This window comes from Niallia sp. MER 6, from assembly GCF_023714395.1.
Classification (GTDB): Bacteria; Bacillota; Bacilli; order Bacillales; family Cytobacillaceae; genus Niallia.
The window spans coordinates 33,468-51,021 of the sequence record NZ_JAMAUK010000031.1 but is presented as its reverse complement, the minus strand read 5'-3'; the positions used below and the strand labels follow the sequence as shown (position 1 = coordinate 51,021).

Annotated in this window: 17 protein-coding genes and 1 pseudogene; 15 read left to right on the top strand and 3 right to left on the bottom strand. The window is 34.8% G+C overall.

The annotated features are described in order from the left end of the window. Positions 1 to 692 (bottom strand): IS110 family transposase (locus M3600_RS24050; RefSeq protein WP_251647840.1); only part of this gene is annotated, 692 nt, incomplete at its 3' end. Between the two features lie 657 nt (positions 693 to 1,349). Here M3600_RS24050 and M3600_RS24045 point away from each other — a divergent pair. From M3600_RS24045 to alsE, 6 genes are all read left to right on the top strand, one after another. Further along, a complete protein-coding gene (locus M3600_RS24045) occupies positions 1,350 to 2,840 on the top strand; it encodes a BglG family transcription antiterminator (RefSeq protein WP_251647838.1) in 1,491 nt (496 codons plus the stop codon). After that, positions 2,830 to 3,267 (top strand): PTS sugar transporter subunit IIA, encoded by a 438-nt coding sequence (locus tag M3600_RS24040; protein WP_237943470.1) that lies wholly within the window; start codon positions 2,830 to 2,832, stop codon positions 3,265 to 3,267. The genes M3600_RS24045 and M3600_RS24040 overlap by 11 nt, the downstream gene beginning before the upstream one ends. An 11-nt stretch (positions 3,268 to 3,278) precedes the next feature. After that, positions 3,279 to 3,596 (top strand): PTS fructose transporter subunit IIB, encoded by a 318-nt coding sequence (locus M3600_RS24035; RefSeq protein WP_233317068.1) that lies wholly within the window; start codon positions 3,279 to 3,281, stop codon positions 3,594 to 3,596. 20 nt (positions 3,597 to 3,616) lie between these two features. After that, a complete protein-coding gene (locus M3600_RS24030; protein WP_233317069.1) occupies positions 3,617 to 4,066 on the top strand; it encodes a PTS sugar transporter subunit IIA in 450 nt (149 codons plus the stop codon). A 57-nt stretch (positions 4,067 to 4,123) separates the two neighbouring features. Then, the gene (locus M3600_RS24025; RefSeq protein ID WP_237943474.1) at positions 4,124 to 5,215 is read left to right on the top strand and encodes a PTS fructose transporter subunit IIC; all 1,092 of its coding nucleotides are present in this window, start codon (positions 4,124 to 4,126) and stop codon (positions 5,213 to 5,215) included. 118 nt (positions 5,216 to 5,333) lie between these two features. Continuing rightward, a complete protein-coding gene (gene alsE, locus M3600_RS24020; RefSeq protein WP_233317071.1) occupies positions 5,334 to 6,023 on the top strand; it encodes a D-allulose 6-phosphate 3-epimerase in 690 nt (229 codons plus the stop codon). A gap of 92 nt (positions 6,024 to 6,115) precedes the next feature. Here the strand turns inward: alsE and M3600_RS24015 are convergent, their stop codons facing one another. Then, positions 6,116 to 7,105 (bottom strand): LacI family DNA-binding transcriptional regulator, encoded by a 990-nt coding sequence (locus tag M3600_RS24015; RefSeq protein WP_237943476.1) that lies wholly within the window; start codon positions 7,103 to 7,105, stop codon positions 6,116 to 6,118. Between the two features lie 307 nt (positions 7,106 to 7,412). Between M3600_RS24015 and M3600_RS29265 the strand changes: the two are divergent. Both M3600_RS29265 and M3600_RS24005 read left to right on the top strand, forming a co-directional pair. After that, positions 7,413 to 7,574: pseudogene (locus M3600_RS29265) on the top strand (3-oxo-glucose-6-phosphate--glutamate aminotransferase); the annotation flags it as partial. After that, positions 7,546 to 8,391, top strand: a complete 846-nt coding sequence (locus M3600_RS24005) for an HAD-IIB family hydrolase (RefSeq protein ID WP_251647836.1) — start codon at positions 7,546 to 7,548, stop codon at positions 8,389 to 8,391. The pseudogene M3600_RS29265 and the gene M3600_RS24005, both read left to right, overlap by 29 nt. Positions 8,392 to 8,560: 169 nt before the next feature. On the opposite strand, the gene M3600_RS24000 is transcribed toward M3600_RS24005, so the two are convergent. Further along, positions 8,561 to 9,580: a LacI family DNA-binding transcriptional regulator gene (locus M3600_RS24000; RefSeq protein ID WP_251647834.1), complete on the bottom strand. Its 1,020-nt coding sequence runs from the start codon at positions 9,578 to 9,580 to the stop codon at positions 8,561 to 8,563. A 343-nt stretch (positions 9,581 to 9,923) separates the two neighbouring features. Between M3600_RS24000 and M3600_RS23995 the strand changes: the two genes are divergently transcribed. From M3600_RS23995 to M3600_RS23965, 7 genes are all read left to right on the top strand, one after another. Beyond that, a complete protein-coding gene (locus M3600_RS23995; RefSeq protein ID WP_251647832.1) occupies positions 9,924 to 11,594 on the top strand; it encodes a glycoside hydrolase family 13 protein in 1,671 nt (556 codons plus the stop codon). Between the two features lie 76 nt (positions 11,595 to 11,670). Continuing rightward, on the top strand, positions 11,671 to 13,317 hold the full coding sequence (locus M3600_RS23990; protein WP_251647831.1) for a PTS transporter subunit IIBC: 1,647 nt from the start codon (positions 11,671 to 11,673) through the stop codon (positions 13,315 to 13,317). 4 nt (positions 13,318 to 13,321) lie between these two features. Further along, a complete protein-coding gene (locus tag M3600_RS23985) occupies positions 13,322 to 14,128 on the top strand; it encodes an endonuclease/exonuclease/phosphatase family protein (RefSeq protein WP_251647829.1) in 807 nt (268 codons plus the stop codon). A 631-nt stretch (positions 14,129 to 14,759) separates the two neighbouring features. Beyond that, on the top strand, positions 14,760 to 15,215 hold the full coding sequence (locus M3600_RS23980) for a nuclear transport factor 2 family protein (protein WP_251647828.1): 456 nt from the start codon (positions 14,760 to 14,762) through the stop codon (positions 15,213 to 15,215). Between the two features lie 68 nt (positions 15,216 to 15,283). Continuing rightward, on the top strand, positions 15,284 to 15,739 hold the full coding sequence (locus M3600_RS23975) for a nuclear transport factor 2 family protein (RefSeq protein WP_233319411.1): 456 nt from the start codon (positions 15,284 to 15,286) through the stop codon (positions 15,737 to 15,739). Positions 15,740 to 15,863: 124 nt separating this feature from the next. Continuing rightward, the gene (locus tag M3600_RS23970) at positions 15,864 to 16,451 is read left to right on the top strand and encodes a TetR/AcrR family transcriptional regulator (protein WP_233319416.1); all 588 of its coding nucleotides are present in this window, start codon (positions 15,864 to 15,866) and stop codon (positions 16,449 to 16,451) included. Positions 16,452 to 16,549: 98 nt separating this feature from the next. After that, positions 16,550 to 17,539: an MFS transporter gene (locus M3600_RS23965; RefSeq protein WP_251647827.1), complete on the top strand. Its 990-nt coding sequence runs from the start codon at positions 16,550 to 16,552 to the stop codon at positions 17,537 to 17,539. Positions 17,540 to 17,554 lie beyond the last annotated feature (15 nt).

The window sequence follows — 17,554 nt, the reverse complement described above, 5'->3', positions numbered from 1 at the left end:
AATGGATTACGTAGGGCAGCCTCTATTAACATTTGTGCCTTTTCCTCTGCCCAGGACACCGAACGATTCTTACATAATGAAGCTATTTTATCAGTTAATTCTTTTTCACTGACACTTAATACCGCCTTAGAAGTAGGGAATTCTAGTAAAGTAAGCAAAGATACTTTTGAGTATAAACTTCCGAAAACTCCTCGATACTCAGGGAATACCTGATCAATTAAGGAATGTAACTGTATTTTTGTTTTCGCTGAAATTTCTGCAATACTCTCTTGTTGCCTTGTTAGATTTCGAAGGTTTAAGAGTTGAATTCCTCGCTTCTTGTAAGGCTGTAGTTCTTCCTTATAATACAGTTCACAAAGATGATAAGCATCGATTGCATCTGTTTTAACTTTGCGTAGGCTTGAACTCTTGGCTCTATGTGAAATAAGAGGATTGACGAGAATATATACATATTTTTGTTCCTCTAAAAACTGAATAACTGGGGTGTGATAATGCCCAGTTGACTCTAATACAACCGAAGGTTGAGTACCCAAAGCTGCTTTTTCAACATCTTGAAGAAAATCTAATAACCTACCTAAACCCTCTAGATTATGTGTAATACTAAAACTCTTCCGATATGGTTTACCTTTATCTAAAAATGCTTGAACATGGCTTTCTCCTTTTGAAACATCCAGACCAATCACTGGATTCATACAAATTTCTCCTCCTTAAAAAGCATATTAGTCGGTAACCCCTAAACTCCTTGTAATATCATAGGTTCGCTTGTTAAACGGGTTCATTGTCCCAACCAGCCTGAAACATGTTTATACAAGTAGGGGGTGAACAGTTTAGCTGACGGGATTTATTCCCACGGGGGCGCCGTTCTACCCCGACTACCGTAATCATAAAACTAAAAAAAAAATGGTCAACCAGAAAAATCTGGCTAACCATATATTACGAACGGGGGCGATAGTGCAATATGGAGGTAATAAAAGTAATCTAATCTTACTACGCGTAACAGGGGGAAGTAGGTGTTGAATCGCCTCAGTCTTTAATTGGCACGTTATCAAAAAAAACTCAATACCTCTCTATTGGAGACACTTAAAAGTTCACTGAACTCATTAAGCGTCTCTTTTTTACTTTTGCTACATCGAGATATACATTCATAGGGAATACTTCTTAATAGGACTTAATTTAAGCAATAGAAAATCCATTAAATTTAAGCTGCTAGAGCAATAAAATACAATACCATTGACGCACTAAAGATATACTCTATAAAATGTATGGAAAAAAGTGACCGTTGCAACGGTCATTTTCCAGCGAATTGTTTTTTAAATTGTGTGTTAATATCAAATCAAGGAGGCAAGGAGATGAGTTCTAAAAGCAACTATGAACAAGAACTGTTACTGTTTCTTTCCAAAAATCAAGGATATGTTACATCGAAGGAACTCCTTGAAGTACTAAATGTATCTCAAAAAACGGTATATCGTTTAATAAATAAAATTAATAATGAGTACGAGGATGGCCCTTTAATCATATCTGAAAGAGGGAGAGGATATAAACTAGATTACGAAAAATTTATTAGTTCTCAAAAAAGTAATGATAATGATAAAGAAAAGCAATTTACGCCTAGTGAGAGACGTAAACGAATTATGGAAGAATTATTGTTGTCTTCGCCCAAACCTATAAATGTTTATCATTTATTTAGTCACTATTATGTAGGAGATTCTGTGACTTTTAATGACGAGCAAATAATGAGTGAAGAGCTTAAAAAATATAATTTGGTTCTAGAGAGAAAAAATCGAACATTAGCCATACTTGGGGAAGAAGTTAATATTCGAAAAGCGATTAAAGATATTATTGAAATCTTTAATATTATCGATATTGATGATTTAAAGAGGAATCCAAAACTTAACTTCAATCAGTATGATGTGTTATTTATATTAGATCAATTAAGAAAGATTGAAGAAGATTTAAATATAACCATTCCTTACCCGTATAATGTAAACATTTTCTCACATTTATATATACTACTTAGCCGAACAAGAATAGTTCCGACTAGAATGTTCGCGGATGAGATTTCTAAAGAAGAAATGGAAAACATGGAGCGGGATATTTTGTATCCGGTTGCTAAAGTGATTGTCCATAATATCGAGAAATATTTGAACAGTCCTTTGCCTGATATTGAGGTCTATTTTCTTTATCAGTATTTAGTGTCATCGAGAATGCAGGGATCTCATGCTATTACTTCCACTTTTTCATCAGAAGTGATTCAAGTAACGAAAGAGTATATGGAAGGAATGAGTATTAACTTAGGAATGGATATAGACAGTCAATCTATATTTATCGATTTAGCCAACCATATTAAACCGATGCTTAACCGGTTAGAGCATAAGATTCGGGTTAAGAACAGTTTGTTAAGTCAGATTAAGGTAACGTATGAAGAAGTATTTATGGGTGTAAAGAAGGTTTCGGAATTACTGAGTGAGAAATTCAACCTACCAGCCATAAACGAAGATGAGATTGGGTTTATCACCCTTTATTTTGCAAAGGCAATTGAAACGGGTCAACATCAACGTCCGATAAAAACACTCATTATGTGTACAACAGGAATAGGAACTTCCGAGCTTTTAAAAGCAAAGGTTTCTAAGAAATTTCCAGAGATAGAAATTGTTGATGTGGTAGCATCACGAAATACTCAAATGCTAAAAGAGAAATATGCTGATGCTGAGTTGATACTGAGTACAGTTCATATTAAGGAAGATGTACCAATTCCTTATCTCTTAGTGAGTGCGATGTTTACAATTGATGATCAGAAGAGACTTCAGGGAAAGATAGAGGAAGTTTATCATGGAAATTAATTCACTCTATCAAATTCATTTTAATTGTGAGTTACAAACAAAAGAAGAAGTACACGCTTTTATTGCTGAAATAGTAGGTCAAGATAATCCTATGTCAAGGGATGAAGTCATCCATCATTTAAATGAAAGAGAAAAAGTGGGCAGTACATTAATTGCTGAGCATATTATGTTGCCCCATATCGAAAGCGACCAATTAGAGAAAAGTCAAATTTTATTTATCCGTTTAGCAAATCCAATTGAAGCTTGGGATTGCCAAACAAAAAATATTTGTCTAGTGATTGTAATTTTACTAAAGAAAAATGAAAGCGTTAATATGAAGAAGAGAATAGCCTTATTTACTAGATCTCTTGCAGATGAGGAGTATCTAGACCGATTATTAAACAGTCATGAAAAAGAAGAATTTATAAATAAAATTATAAAATATTAGGAGGAATTATCATGAAAATAGTAGGAGTTGCAGCTTGCACAGTAGGAATTGCACACACATATATCGCACAGGAGAAATTAGAGAATGCTGGTAAGAAGGCAGGCCATGAAATCCATATTGAAACACAAGGAACGATCGGGACAGAGAATGAATTGAGCCAACAACAAATTGCGGAAGCAGACATCGTTATTTTAGCAACAGATGTTAAGATTGCGGGAAGAGAACGATTCGACGGGAAAAGAATTATCCAAGTTACAACAGAAATAGCGGTTAAATCACCAAATAAATTAATTGAAAAAGCAGCAGAGGTTGTCAACCAACAGAAATAATGAAAAAAGGAGAGATAATCATGGAAGTGAAAAATATTGTAGATTTAAATACAATCAAAACGAACATGAGTGTTAAGAGTAAGGAAGAAGCTATTCAGGAATTAGCTCAGGTTTTGCTTGAAAACGGATACATCAAAGATATTGAAGAGTTTACAAAGGATATCTATGCTAGGGAAGCGATAGGACAAACTGGAATCGGAAATTATATTGCTATTCCTCATGGAAAAAGTGATTCTGTAGAAAAAATAGGAGTAGCGATTGGGATTACTCAAGAAGAAATTGCTTGGGAAACTCTCGATGGTAAGGGAGTAAAGGGAATAATTCTGTTTGCGGTTGGAAATGATGATGGAGCACAAAATCATCTGAAATTACTATCATTATTTGCTAGAAAGCTAGGAAATGACGAAGTAATCGAGAAGATGCTACAGTCTAAAAACGCTGAAGATGTAAAAGAAGCTTTATGTAGCTAAGTAATCTTATAGAAACAGATTTATTGAAGAGGTCTTTAGTTGAAAGGAGAGTTAGTAATGAGTGGATTAAAAAAATTAAATCTTAAAGGCCATTTATTGACAGCAATCTCATACTTGATTCCAATTGTTTGTGGAGCAGGTTTCTTAATCGCAATTGGTATGGCTTTTGGAGGAACAAGTCAAGGTTCTTTAGTACAAGGAGAGTTTTCCTTATGGGATGCTTTAGCAACAATGGGTGGAGCAGGCTTAGGTTTATTACCTGTCGTTATCTCAACTGGTATTTCTTATTCTATTGCTGGTAAACCAGGAATTGCGCCAGGTTTCATTATTGGATTAAGTGCTAATGCAATTGGTGCTGGCTTTATTGGTGGTATCTTAGGAGGATTTTTATCTGGTTATCTTGCAGTAGCTATTATTAAGCATTTTAAAGTTCCTAGTTGGGCTAAAGGATTAATGCCGACGTTAATTGTTCCATTTTTCACCTCTATTATTGGTGGACTAATCATGGTTTACATTATTGGAATTCCAGTTGCTGCTCTTACATCATTATTAACAGATGGATTAAACAGCTTAGGAACTTCATCCCTACTAGTATTTGGTGGAATTGTTGGTCTATTGAGTGGAGTTGACTTTGGCGGACCAATTAACAAAACAGTATTTGCCTTCGTTCTGACTATGCAAGCAGAAGGCATTAATGGACCTATCACAGCTTTACAATTAGTAAATACAGCAACGCCAATCGGATTTGGATTAGCTTACTTTATTGCAAAAATCTTCAAGAAAAACATTTATACACGATCAGAAGTGGAAACATTGAAATCAGCAGTGCCAATGGGTGTTGTTAACATTGTGGAAGGTGTAATTCCAATTGTTATGAATGATATTGTTCGTACTGTAACCGCTGTAGCCATAGGTGGAGCAGCTGGTGGAGCAGTAACGATGGTGTTAGGAGCTGATGCAACGGTACCATTCGGTGGCGTATTTATGCTACCAACGATGTCCAATCCATGGGCTGGTGTTGCAGCTATCTTAGTAAACGTTGTTGTAACAGGAGTTGCGTTGGCTTTAATTAAGAAAAAGGTTAACGAAGATGAGGAAATAGAAGTAGAGGAAGAAGATATCGATTTAGATGATATTCAAATTCTATAAAAAAATGTAAGCGTGTTAAATAAAGGCTAATACAAAAATTTAGGAATAATAATTTGGTCCAGTCAAACTCAATTATTATTCCTAAAGAAACTAGAGATCTACGGAGGATTAATAGAGTATGAAAAAAGTAGAATTTTCACCATCACTAATGACTATGGATTTAGATAAGTTTAAAGAGCAGATCACGTTTTTAAACGATCATGTAGATTCTTATCATATTGATATTATGGATGGGCATTATGTTCCTAATATTACATTATCTCCATGGTTTGTCCAAGAAGTGCGAAAAATAAGTGATTTACCGATGTCTGCCCATCTAATGGTAACGAATCCAAGCTTCTGGGTTCAACAATTAGTGGATCTAAAGTGTGAATGGATTTGTATGCATGCAGAAGTACTAGATGGTCTTGCTTTCCGATTGATTGATCAAATACATGATGCTGGACTAAAAGCAGGGGTAGTATTAAATCCAGAAACTCCTATTGAAACAATTTTTCCTTATATTGATTTAGTAGATAAAATTACTATTATGACGGTGGACCCAGGATTCGCTGGACAACGCTTTATTGAAAGCACATTAGATAAAATTGTAGCTTTAAGAGAATTACGTGATGAAAAAGGCTATCAATATGTTATTGAAATGGATGGATCATCTAGTCGAAAAACATTTAAAAGAATTGATGCAGCCGATCCTGATATTTATATCATAGGTCGTAGCGGTCTATTTGGATTAGATGAAGATATTAAAAAGTCATGGGAAATAATGTGTAAAGATTATGAGGATATGACTGGCAAAGTAGTAGAATAAAAGTTTACAGAGGCTGGGAGAGAATCCCCGCCTCTTTTTTTATTTCATTTCTTTATTCATCAAGTAGTCTAAAGTCATAATTCCTGCATTTATTATGTTGACTCTCGAATGATAAGATTAGTAGGTAGTCTAATAACTTCCCTCTCTAAATTAACATTTCCTAATAAGCAATCGAGCAATTTTAACAATGCTTTTTGACCTAATTCAATGATTGGGGTATCAATTGTTGTTATAGTTGGAGTCACTACTTGGCAAATCATTTGATTATCAAAGCCTATAACGGCTAAGTCCTTGGGAATATTAAACCCTGATATAGTTGCTTTTTTGATAAGTCCAGCTGCAACTTGATCATTACCTGTAAAGATAGCAGTTGGACTATCTTTTAAGTTATGAATCTGTTCAAAGAGATGGAAACCATCCTCTATATTAAATACACCGCCAAATACCCAATCGTGTTTTTGAGGTAGATTGTAATCAGCTAAGGCTTTTAAGTATCCCTCTTTTCTTTGGCATTGAGCTTCGCTATATGGTGTGTCATAGCAAAACCCAATCTTTTCATGCCCCATTTCAATTAAATGTACTACAGCTTTATAAGTTGCTTCAAATTCATCATATCCAATTATGGGTATATCAGCACAATGGTGATACTCATTACATAACAAAATAGGTCCGTATTTTAAAAATGGTTCTATTTTACACCAATCGTTTTCTAACGCTCCTAGAATAACCCCGTCTATTTCTTTATGCTTCAATAATTCTAGCAATTCTAGTTCAGATGTTTGGTTATAAAATGTTTGAAAAACAACTGCTTTATAATTATTAGTTAATGCCTGCAGGGAAACACCTTTAATTAATTGTGCAAAAAAGGGATGGTCAATACTCGGTACCGATAATGCAATTGTTCGAGTTTCATTTTTCCTGAATTGCCGAGCTATTGAATTAGGAATATAGTCCATTTCGTTGATAACTTTTAAAATCATGTCTCTTTTCTCTTTAGAAACATAGGGGTGATTATTCAAAACACGAGATACAGTGGTTTTTGATACATTACATAACCTAGCTATTTCATCAATTGTGGGCATATACTACCATCCTTTGAAAAAATGTTGACATGTTATCGATTTCAGAAATTAGGATAAAATTGCAATGGATTTCCACATAACCAATTTGGGGGAGGTACTGCTTGCGAAAAAAAGCTTACGATTTCAGGTAAAGGTAAGAAAGCATGATACTGTTTATTATTTTAAGGTAACGTACATGAATTTTTTATAGAAGACCGCATTGTGAATGAGCAGTGAAACAATTATATAAATAACAATGAAGTACAAAATCGCAGAATATTTATCTATATATTTACAGAAAAGGGATGTGAATGCAACTAAAAGCAAATTATCACACATGCGAAACACCCCATTGGTCAAGGACAAACACATCACAGGACTCGCTCATAGCCAGATTTTAAATTTGCCGTTGTATCCAACATTTACTATAGAAGAAAGACATGTTATGGAGGGATTGTTTAGTGTTATTAAAAAAGACGTTGGAGTATAAAACTCTTTCACCTGTTGAACAACCAAAATATATTATATTTTGTGATTTTGATGAAACTTATTTTCCTCATAAGATTGATAAAGAGAAGCAGCAGGATATTTATGAGCTAGAAGATTATTTAGAACAAAAAAGTAAAAGCGGAGACATACAAATCGGCTGGGTTACTGGGAGTAGTATAGAATCTATTCTCGATAAGATGAAAAGAGGTAAATTTAGATACTTTCCTCATTTTATAGCAAGTGATCTTGGGACAGAAATAACGTATTTCTCTGAACATAATTTTGGTGAGCAAGATATTAACTGGAATAGCCGAATAAATCAAGATTTTAGCAAAGAGAAGATGGAAAGAATGGTTAAACATCTACGAGAGAATCATAATATCTTTTTAAATCCACAAACTCAATTAGGTATTTCTCGTTATAAGCATAATTATTATTACCAAGAGCAAGATGAAATAAATGATAAAAATAACTTGTTAGCTATTGAATTAATTTGTAAGGAACATGGGGTTTCTGTAAATATAAATCGTTGCAATCCTCTAGCTGGTGATCCCGAGGATAGCTATGATGTAGATTTTATTCCTATAGGTACAGGTAAAGATGAAATCGTGCGATTTATGTTAGAAAAATACAAGTTAGGACCAGAAAATGCGATTGCATTTGGAGATAGCGGAAATGATATTAAAATGTTACATGCAGTGAAATATGGATATTTACTTCAAAATGCAACACAAGAGGCTAAAAATGCTTTCCCTAATATATCAGAAGATGAATACTCTAAAGGAATCAAAATGACTTTAAACAAAATTATCGGATAAAGAAGAGTGAAATAAAAAGTAGGGATTTCCGGTTCAGGTAGGGTGGATAGTATGAAAATAAGCTATTTATTAGGGAGATTACCGTGAAATAATAATGATAAAAACCCCATCATTATGTTGGGGTTTTTGGAATGTTTTACGCTAGAGAAAAAACTTCTAAATTATAAATTTATATCCTTTGACTGGTCTGTCGTTCAACTAATCGATGTGGTACAATGACTTGTTTAGCTTCCTGACCGGGATTTTTTATTAGATCCAATAGGCAGTCTGCAGCATGATAACCTAGATTAAAAATATCAATATCTACTGTTGTCAATGGAGGTCTAGTAAATTCACTCAACATTAAATTATTAAAACTAACAATGGAGAGGTCCTTAGGTATGGAGTACCCCATTTTATCAATTGTGCCCATAATGCTAAAGGACAATAAATCATCCTTTACAATAAGAGCTGTTGGCGGTGACTGCAAGGACATCAACCTTGAGATTTCTTTTATTCCTCCATCATTAAGGAGTTCTTCTTTCACAATATATTCTTCTTGATATGGTATGTTAGCATCTTGTAATGCTTTTTTATATCCAAGTATCCGGTCCATCGTAACAACTGAATCTAAACTTCCGCAGACATAGGCAATTCGTTTATGTCCAAGTCGGATAAGGTGGTCTGTCACATCTTTACCTGCTTGAACATTATCGTTATCGACGTGAGTAATTTGGTTGACATTATTATATGGCTTACCGATAACTGAGAATGGAAACTTCTCTTCTTGAAGGAAAGACATAATTTTATCATCAATACTTGAATAGAGAATGATAACACCATCTACTCTGCCACCATGTAACATTCGCTCAACACCTTCCAGGCTCTCCTGTTCACTTTGTCCTGTTGACATATAAATAGCAAAATCTTCTTCATGTGCCTTCGTACTGATTCCTCTTATTACTTCAGGAAAGAAAGGATTCTGAAAGACTTTATCTACTGAACTTGGCATGACAAGGCCGATTGATTGTGTACTACGGTTTGCGAGGCTTCTAGCATTATAATTAGGATGGTAGCCTAAAGACTCCATTGCTTCTCTTACTCGGTTCTTCGTTTTTTCACTTATACGTGGATTGTTTGCGATGACTCTTGAAACTGTAGATGGAGCGACTTTTGCAAGCTTAGCTACATCTTTAATAGTTACTGACATAAATTTTCACTCCAAATCTCCTAGTACATACATTGTATAGAATTATTTGTGTTAGGTTTTTATAAGGTTAATCAATTTTAAGGATTTGGCTGCTTAATGGTGATAATTTTGGTATTTTCAGTTCATTTTCTTTTATTATAGCTTATTTACCCAATAGGAAGTTCCAGTAAAATCTTAACGAATAAAAATGTTTTTTCATAGTTACATTTTGTATAGCAATAAATTAGCATAAATAAATAACAAGTAATAAAAAAGAGGTAGCATTATAAAGTTTTTGCGCAAACGGTTGCATAAGTAAATAAGTTATGTTAATCTCGTTATTAGTAAGAGAGGGGTCTTTATAATGAATAAAAATAAATGGTGGAAAGAAGTAGTTGCTTATCAAATTTATCCGCGCAGTTTCATGGACTCAAATGGTGATGGAATTGGTGATATTCAAGGAATCATATCCAAACTGGATTATTTAAAAAATCTAGGGATAGATATTATTTGGGTTTGCCCGATTTACAAGTCGCCAAATGATGATAACGGTTACGATATTAGTGACTATAAAGATATCTTAAGTGAATTTGGGTCTATGACTGATTTCGATCAATTATTAGATGAGGTCCATGCAAGAGGTATGAAACTGATTATGGATCTTGTTATTAATCATACTTCTGATGAACATCCTTGGTTTATTGAAGCTCGTTCTTCAAAAGAAAATGAATACCGAGATTATTATATATGGCATTCAGGTATTGATGGTGAAGAACCGAATAACTGGGAATCTATCTTTGGAGGCTCAGCATGGCAGTATGATGAAAAGACGGAGGAATACTATCTTCATGTATTTTCTAAAAAACAGCCTGATTTAAACTGGGAAAATCCAAGTGTCCGCCAAGAATTATACGAAATGATTAATTGGTGGTTAAATAAAGGAATAGATGGTTTCCGTGTCGATGCCATTTCTCATATTAAAAAGGTTGCAGGATTCCCTAACATGCCTAATCCAGAGAATAAACGTTATGTACCGTCGTTTGATGGGCATATGAACCGCCCGGGAATTAATACTTTCCTTGATGAATTAAAACGTGAAACCTTTGATAATTATGATATTGTGACTGTAGGTGAAGCCAACGGGGTATCTGTCGAAGAAGCCGATTTATGGGTAGGTGAAGAAAATGGGAAATTTAATATGGTTTTCCAATTTCAACATTTAGAGCTTTGGAATAAAAGTGTAAATAATGGTTTAGATATTCATGCTTTGAAAAACACCCTTACCAAATGGCAAAAAGGCCTGGAGGATAATGGATGGAATGCCTTGTTTTTTGAAAATCATGATCAGCCGCGTTCTGTTTCCACTTGGGGAAATGATAAGGAGTATTGGGCTGAATCTGCTAAATGTTTGGCAACGCTGTATTTTTTAATGCAAGGAACACCATTTGTATATCAAGGTCAAGAAATTGGGATGACTAATGTTCAATTTCCAGCTATTGAGGATTACAATGATGTTGCAATTAAGAACTTATATAAATTGGAAAAAGAAAATGGGAAACCTCATGAAGAGATAATGGAGATTATTTGGAAAACGGGTCGAGATAATTCAAGAACACCAATGCAATGGAGCGACGATTTAAATGCAGGGTTTACTACAGGGAAACCATGGATGAAAGTAAATCAGAACTTTAGGAATATAAATGTTGACCTGGCGTTAGAAAATCCAAACTCTATCTATCATTATTATAAAAAACTTATAGACTTACGAAAAGAAAATAAGGTTCTTGTTTATGGCGCTTATGATTTGATATTAGAAGAACACGATCAAATTTATGCATATACACGAACATTAAATAACGAAAAAATGCTTATTATTACAAACCTGTTTCCACAGATTACAAAATTTGTCTTACCTGCAGATCTTACAGTTGAATCAACAGAGTTGTTAATTAGTAATTACGAAGTTGACAATGGTGATGAAATAAAAGAAATCACCTTAAGTCCTTATGAAGCTAGGGTATATCGTTTAAACTAAGATGAATAAAGCATGCACATTTGTGCAAACGTTTGCCTAAAAATAAATTTAATTGGTAGTAGGAGGATGTCAGAAAATGAAAATACTTTCATTTGATTTTTGGCAGAAATTTGGTAAGGCATTACTTGTTGTTGTCGCAGTTATGCCGGCAGCAGGTATTATGATTTCGCTTGGGAAATTGGTTAGTATGACTGGTGGGGATTTAACAGTTATCCAAACAATAGCACGAGTTATGGAGGACATTGGCTGGGGAATCATTGGGAATCTTCATGTGCTGTTTGCCGTAGCTATTGGTGGTTCTTGGGCGAAGGAACGTGCGGGTGGTGCTTTTGCAGCATTAATTGCTTTCATTCTAGTGAACCGAATTACTGGTAATATTTTTGGTGTAAATAGTGAGATGCTAGCTGATCCTAAAGCAACTGTTCAATCTTTATTTGGTAGTGAATTAATTGTTAAAGATTATTTTACATCGATTCTTGGCGCACCGGCGTTAAACATGGGGGTTTTTGTAGGTATTATCTCGGGTTTCTTAGGAGCTACTCTATTTAATAAATTTTATAATTATGATAAGTTACCACAATCACTTGCATTCTTTAATGGTAAAAGGTTTGTTCCATTTGTAGTAATTGTTGGCTCAGTTGTAACCGCTCTCGTTTTATCAATTGTATGGCCATTTATTCAAGGATTATTGAATGATTTTGGTCGTTGGATTGCAACTTCTCGCGATACAGCACCTGTCATTGCTCCATTTATTTATGGTGCATTAGAACGTTTACTATTACCATTTGGTCTACATCATATGTTAACTGTTCCAATGAACTATACAGAACTTGGAGGAACATATCAAATCTTAACAGGTTCTAGTGTTGGACAAACAGTAGCCGGACAAGATCCTCTATGGCTAGCGTGGATTGCTGACTTAAATAATTTTCTTGCAGCTGGTGATGTAGAAAGTTATAAACAGTTATTAAATGAGATAACACCTGCACGTTTTAAAGTAGGACAGATGATACTTTCATGTGCTGCTTTGATAGGTATTGCATTGGCGATGTATCGCAATGTAGATAAGGATAAGCAAAAAAAATATAAATCTATGTTCTTGTCAGCTGGATTGGCTGTATTTTTAACTGGTGTCACTGAACCAATCGAGTTTATGTTCATGTTTGCTGCTCCAATTTTGTATATAGCATATGCAATTATGACTGGTTTAGCTTTTGCAATTGTTGATATTATTGATATACGAGTTCACGCCTTTGGAGTAATTGAACTATTAACTCGTTCACCAATGATTATTAAAGCAGGCTTATGGTTAGATTTAGTTAATTTTGTAATCGCCTGTGCAGTGTTTTTCGGATTAAACTTCTTCGTAGCTTCGTTTTTGATTAAAAAATTCAATTTTCCAACTCCTGGACGTGCTGGCAATTATATCGAGGAGGAAAATGGGGAGTCGAACCAAGAAGGGAAAACTGCCAACACCAATGATAATTCACTTGCAACGACGATTATTGGGTTATTAGGCGGCAGAGATAATATTGAAGATGTTGATGCTTGTATGACCAGATTGCGTGTAACGGTAAAGGACACAAATGCCGTTTCTACAGAACAGCAATGGAAGCAAAATGGCGCGTTAGGCTTAATAGTAAAAGATAAAGGGGTACAAGCAATTTATGGTCCTAAAGCAGATGTCTTAAAATCAGACATTCAAGACCGCTTAGGAATGTAAGATTATGAAACTATTAACTTTAAACTGCCACTCTTGGCTAGAAGAAAATCAGCTGGATAAAATAAAATACCTTGCTAAAACAATTAAAGAAAAATCGTATGACGTCATTGCTCTTCAAGAGGTGAGTCAATCGATTAGCGAAATACTTATAAAGGAAAATATTAAAAAAGATAATTATGGACTTGTTTTACTAGATGAACTTTATAAGCTTGGAGTAACAGATTATCAATTAGTTTGGGATTTTTCTCATATCGGATTTGATATATATGAGGAAGGACTAGCTATTCTTACAAAACATCCCATTATAGAAAAATACTCATTTTTTGTGACAAATAGCAGGGATACAAATTACTGGAAAACAAGAAAGATTGTTGGTGCAAAAATATCCTACGACAATCAACCTATCTCTTTTTATTCCTGTCATCTAGGCTGGTGGCATGATGAAGAAGAGCCATTTAAAAATCAAGTTGATTCTCTTTTGAATTGTATTCCAAAGGAAGATAGGTACTACTTAATGGGGGATTTTAATAATAATGCATCTATTAAAGATGGAGGCTATGATTATTTAATAAGCCAAGGTCTTTATGATACGTACCACCTTGCTGAAGAAAAAGATAATGGCATAACTGTTCAAGGTAATATAGATGGATGGGACAAAAATAAACAAGATCTTCGAATCGATTTAATACTAACAGGACAACTAGAGCCGATCAATTATTCAGGTGTTATTTTTAATGGAAAAACAAAAAGGATTATTTCGGATCATTTTGGAGTAGAAATAGAAGTGGATAACCATAAACAAAGCGGCTGATTGAAAGTCATTGGTTTAAATAGAAACAACTGTAAAGTTATACTGTTTTAAAGTGTGAGCGATATAGCTTCTCCGTTGTTTCCCTTTGCGAGTATGGCTGCCTTGAATGCCTAATTTCTCTAATGTTTTGTGGTATTGCTTAGATGTGAAACCTTATTTAAAGAAGTTGTTTAAATCGTATTGTATCAAAAATGGGGCTTTTAATTGAATAAGAATACATTGAAGAATCGCTTTCCTTTTCTTAAGGAAAGCGATTTTTAATTTTCCTTACTAATACAGAACCGTAACTATTATGGTCATTTTGATTTATAGGAGGCAGTATTCCTGTAATAATGAAGTGAGCCGTATAATAAACTTGGCAGTATATTTCTGAAATACATTATTCACAGAAAAACCGTAACTTCCATAATCCCCCTTATAACAGGGACATTTTTTAATTGGTAAAATAACAAAATATAAATAATCAAAAATTATTTATATTTTTTATTGACTGAACGGTCTGGAAAGTGATATGATGAATTCATCAAGAAGGAAAGATTGCTGAAACGGTAAGAAATAGCTTGAAATACAGCAACTTATTTTTTTGATCTATTTAGACTGAAGAGTCAAAAAAGAAAATGGAGGAAGAACAATGACAAATCAAACATTAACACAAGAAGCAATCCGAGAAAGAGCACAGGAGGCGTTCAGAAATCATCTAAAGCATTTATCGGGAGGCAACATTAAGGCGTGGGTAGAACTGTGGGAGGAAAACGGTGTTCTCGAATTTCCATACGGTCCAACAGGGTTTCCAGAAAAGAAAGAAGGAAAAGAAGAGCTTTATGAGTATATGCAAAACTTCCCGCAGCACTTCGAAGTAAATTTCACAGAACTTGAGTTTCATTTGACGGTAGATCCAGAGTTGGTCATCGCAGAATTTAAGTCCGTCGGCAAGCATCGAGAAACAGGCAACCCGTATAATCAAACGTATATAAGTGTGGTGGAAACAAAAGATGGAAAGATTACTCGATACCGTGATTTCTGGAATCCGCTGGTTGCGATAGAGTCCGTCGGCAGTGTCGATGAAGCAGTACAATTCTCAGACTAAAGCAAAAAAAAGATATTTTTTTACTAAAAATAGACTAAATGGTCAAAAATAATAAGGAGGAAAAAACAATGACAAATCAAACATTAACACAAGAAGCAATCCGAGAAAGAGCACAGGAGGCGTTCAGAAATCATCTGAAGCATTTATCGGGAGGCAACATTAAGGCGTGGGTAGAACTGTGGGAAGAGAACGGTGTTCTTGAATTTCCATATGGTCCATCAGGGTTTCCAGAAAAGAAAGAAGGAAAAGAAGAGCTTTATGAGTATATGCAAAACTTCCCGCAGCACTTCGAAGTGAAGTTCACAGAACTTGAGTTTCATTTGACGGTAGATCCAGAGTTGGTCATCGCAGAATTTAAGTCCGTCGGCAAGCATAGAGAAACAGGCAACCCGTATAATCAAACGTATATAAGTGTGGTAGAAACAAAAGATGGAAAGATTACTCGATACCGTGATTTCTGGAATCCGTTAGTTGCGATAGAGTCCGTCGGCAGTGTCGATGAAGCAGTACAATTCTCAGAGTAAGGTTTGACTCGAATTTAGAACATGTAACAATTCTATTTAAATGAAATAGGCTTAAATTAATTTCTATTCTTGACTGAATGTTCTAGTAAAGGTAGTATTTTGAGAAGGAAGGAGGCGAATCAATTTGGCTCGAAGTAAGGAATTTGACACTAACCTAGTTCTGCATAAAGCTATGGAAGTGTTCGGTCATTACGGATACGAGGGAACATCTCTACAACTTCTACTAGAAGGCTTGGGTATAGCCCGTCAAAGTTTATATGATACTTATGGTACGAAGCGAGATCTTTTTATCAAGGCTGTAAGTCATTATGTAAATGAAAAATCGACTAATGTCGTTGATTATTTAGAACAGACTAACCCTGTTAAAAAAGCTATTTCAGATATTTTCTCCGTTATTGTTGAAACTTTAAATGATGAACAGCGCCGCAGGGAATGTTTTATTTTAAATAGTGCAATAGATCAAATACCGCATGATCCTGAAATTGCTGAGTTATTTAAACAAGATAAAATTCGCTTAGAAAATGCGCTCTATGAAGCTTTACTTCGCGGACAGGAACAGGGTGAGTTTAGTCCACAACAGGACTTACGGGCACTTGCGCAGTATTTATACCACGCTCGATATGCTTTAACACAAGCAGCAAAATTCACCGAGGATTCAAACGTTATTGAACAAATAACAACAGTTACTTTATCAGTACTTGATAATAAATGAAGCGTTAGAGCGCTTCATTTATTATTGAAAATATTAGACTGAACAGTCAAAAAACCTAAAGTTGTTATGTTTAGTCTTAATAAAAGGAGAGTTAGAAAATGAATTCAGATAAAACCAAAGGAATAGCTTTATTTATACTGGCCATATCTCAGCTAGTTATGGCACTCGATTATACCATTATTTTTGTGGCAATGCCTTCGCTTGGAAATGAACTTGGTTTTACAACAAATCATTTACAGTGGGTTGTAAGTGCCTATTCCTTAACGTTTGGTGGGTTATTGCTTATTGGAGGTCGTTTATCCGATCTTTTAGGTAGAAGACGTATGTTTATTATTGCTATGGGCCTATTTGGACTAGGTTCACTCCTTGGTGGCTTAGCAGAATCTCAACTAATGTTAATTACAGCAAGGGGATTGCAGGGTCTAGGTGCAGCCTTCCTATCACCAGCAACGTTATCACTTATCATGTCTAATTTTAAGGAAGGAAAAGAAAGAAATCGGGCATTGGGGATTTGGGCTTCTATGGGTGGTGTTGGAATGTCCCTAGGCCTTCTGCTTGGAGGTCTACTTACTAGTTATGTTGGTTGGGAAGCAACATTTTTCGTAAATGTACCGATTGCCATTTTGGTAATTATTCTTGCACCAATAGTACTTAAAGAAAGTAAGAATTTATCAGCAGCGAAGGGTTTTGATATCGCGGGTACGATATCGGTTACACTCGGTTTATTGCTTTCTGTGTATTATCTCATTCAAGCTCCAGTAGAAGGTTGGTTTAGTAAATCGACACTTCCGTTTCTTATGATCGGAGTAGTTCTTTTGATTTCATTTGTGGTAATTGAAAAAAGAACAAAAGAACCCTTAATTTCTTTTCAAATGTTTCATAATCGGAACCTAATTGGAGCCGCACTAACTGCATTCTTATTTTCAGCTTCTTTTGGCTCCCTTTATTACTTTTTAACCCTTTATACACAGGGAGTATTGGAATATTCAGCGATAGAATCTGGTCTTAATTTCCTGCCACTAACTCTTAGTGCCTTTGTAGGTGCAAAGTTAATAAATAAGATGCTTAGCTCTTTTGGAGTGGCATGAACAATTGGAATAGGA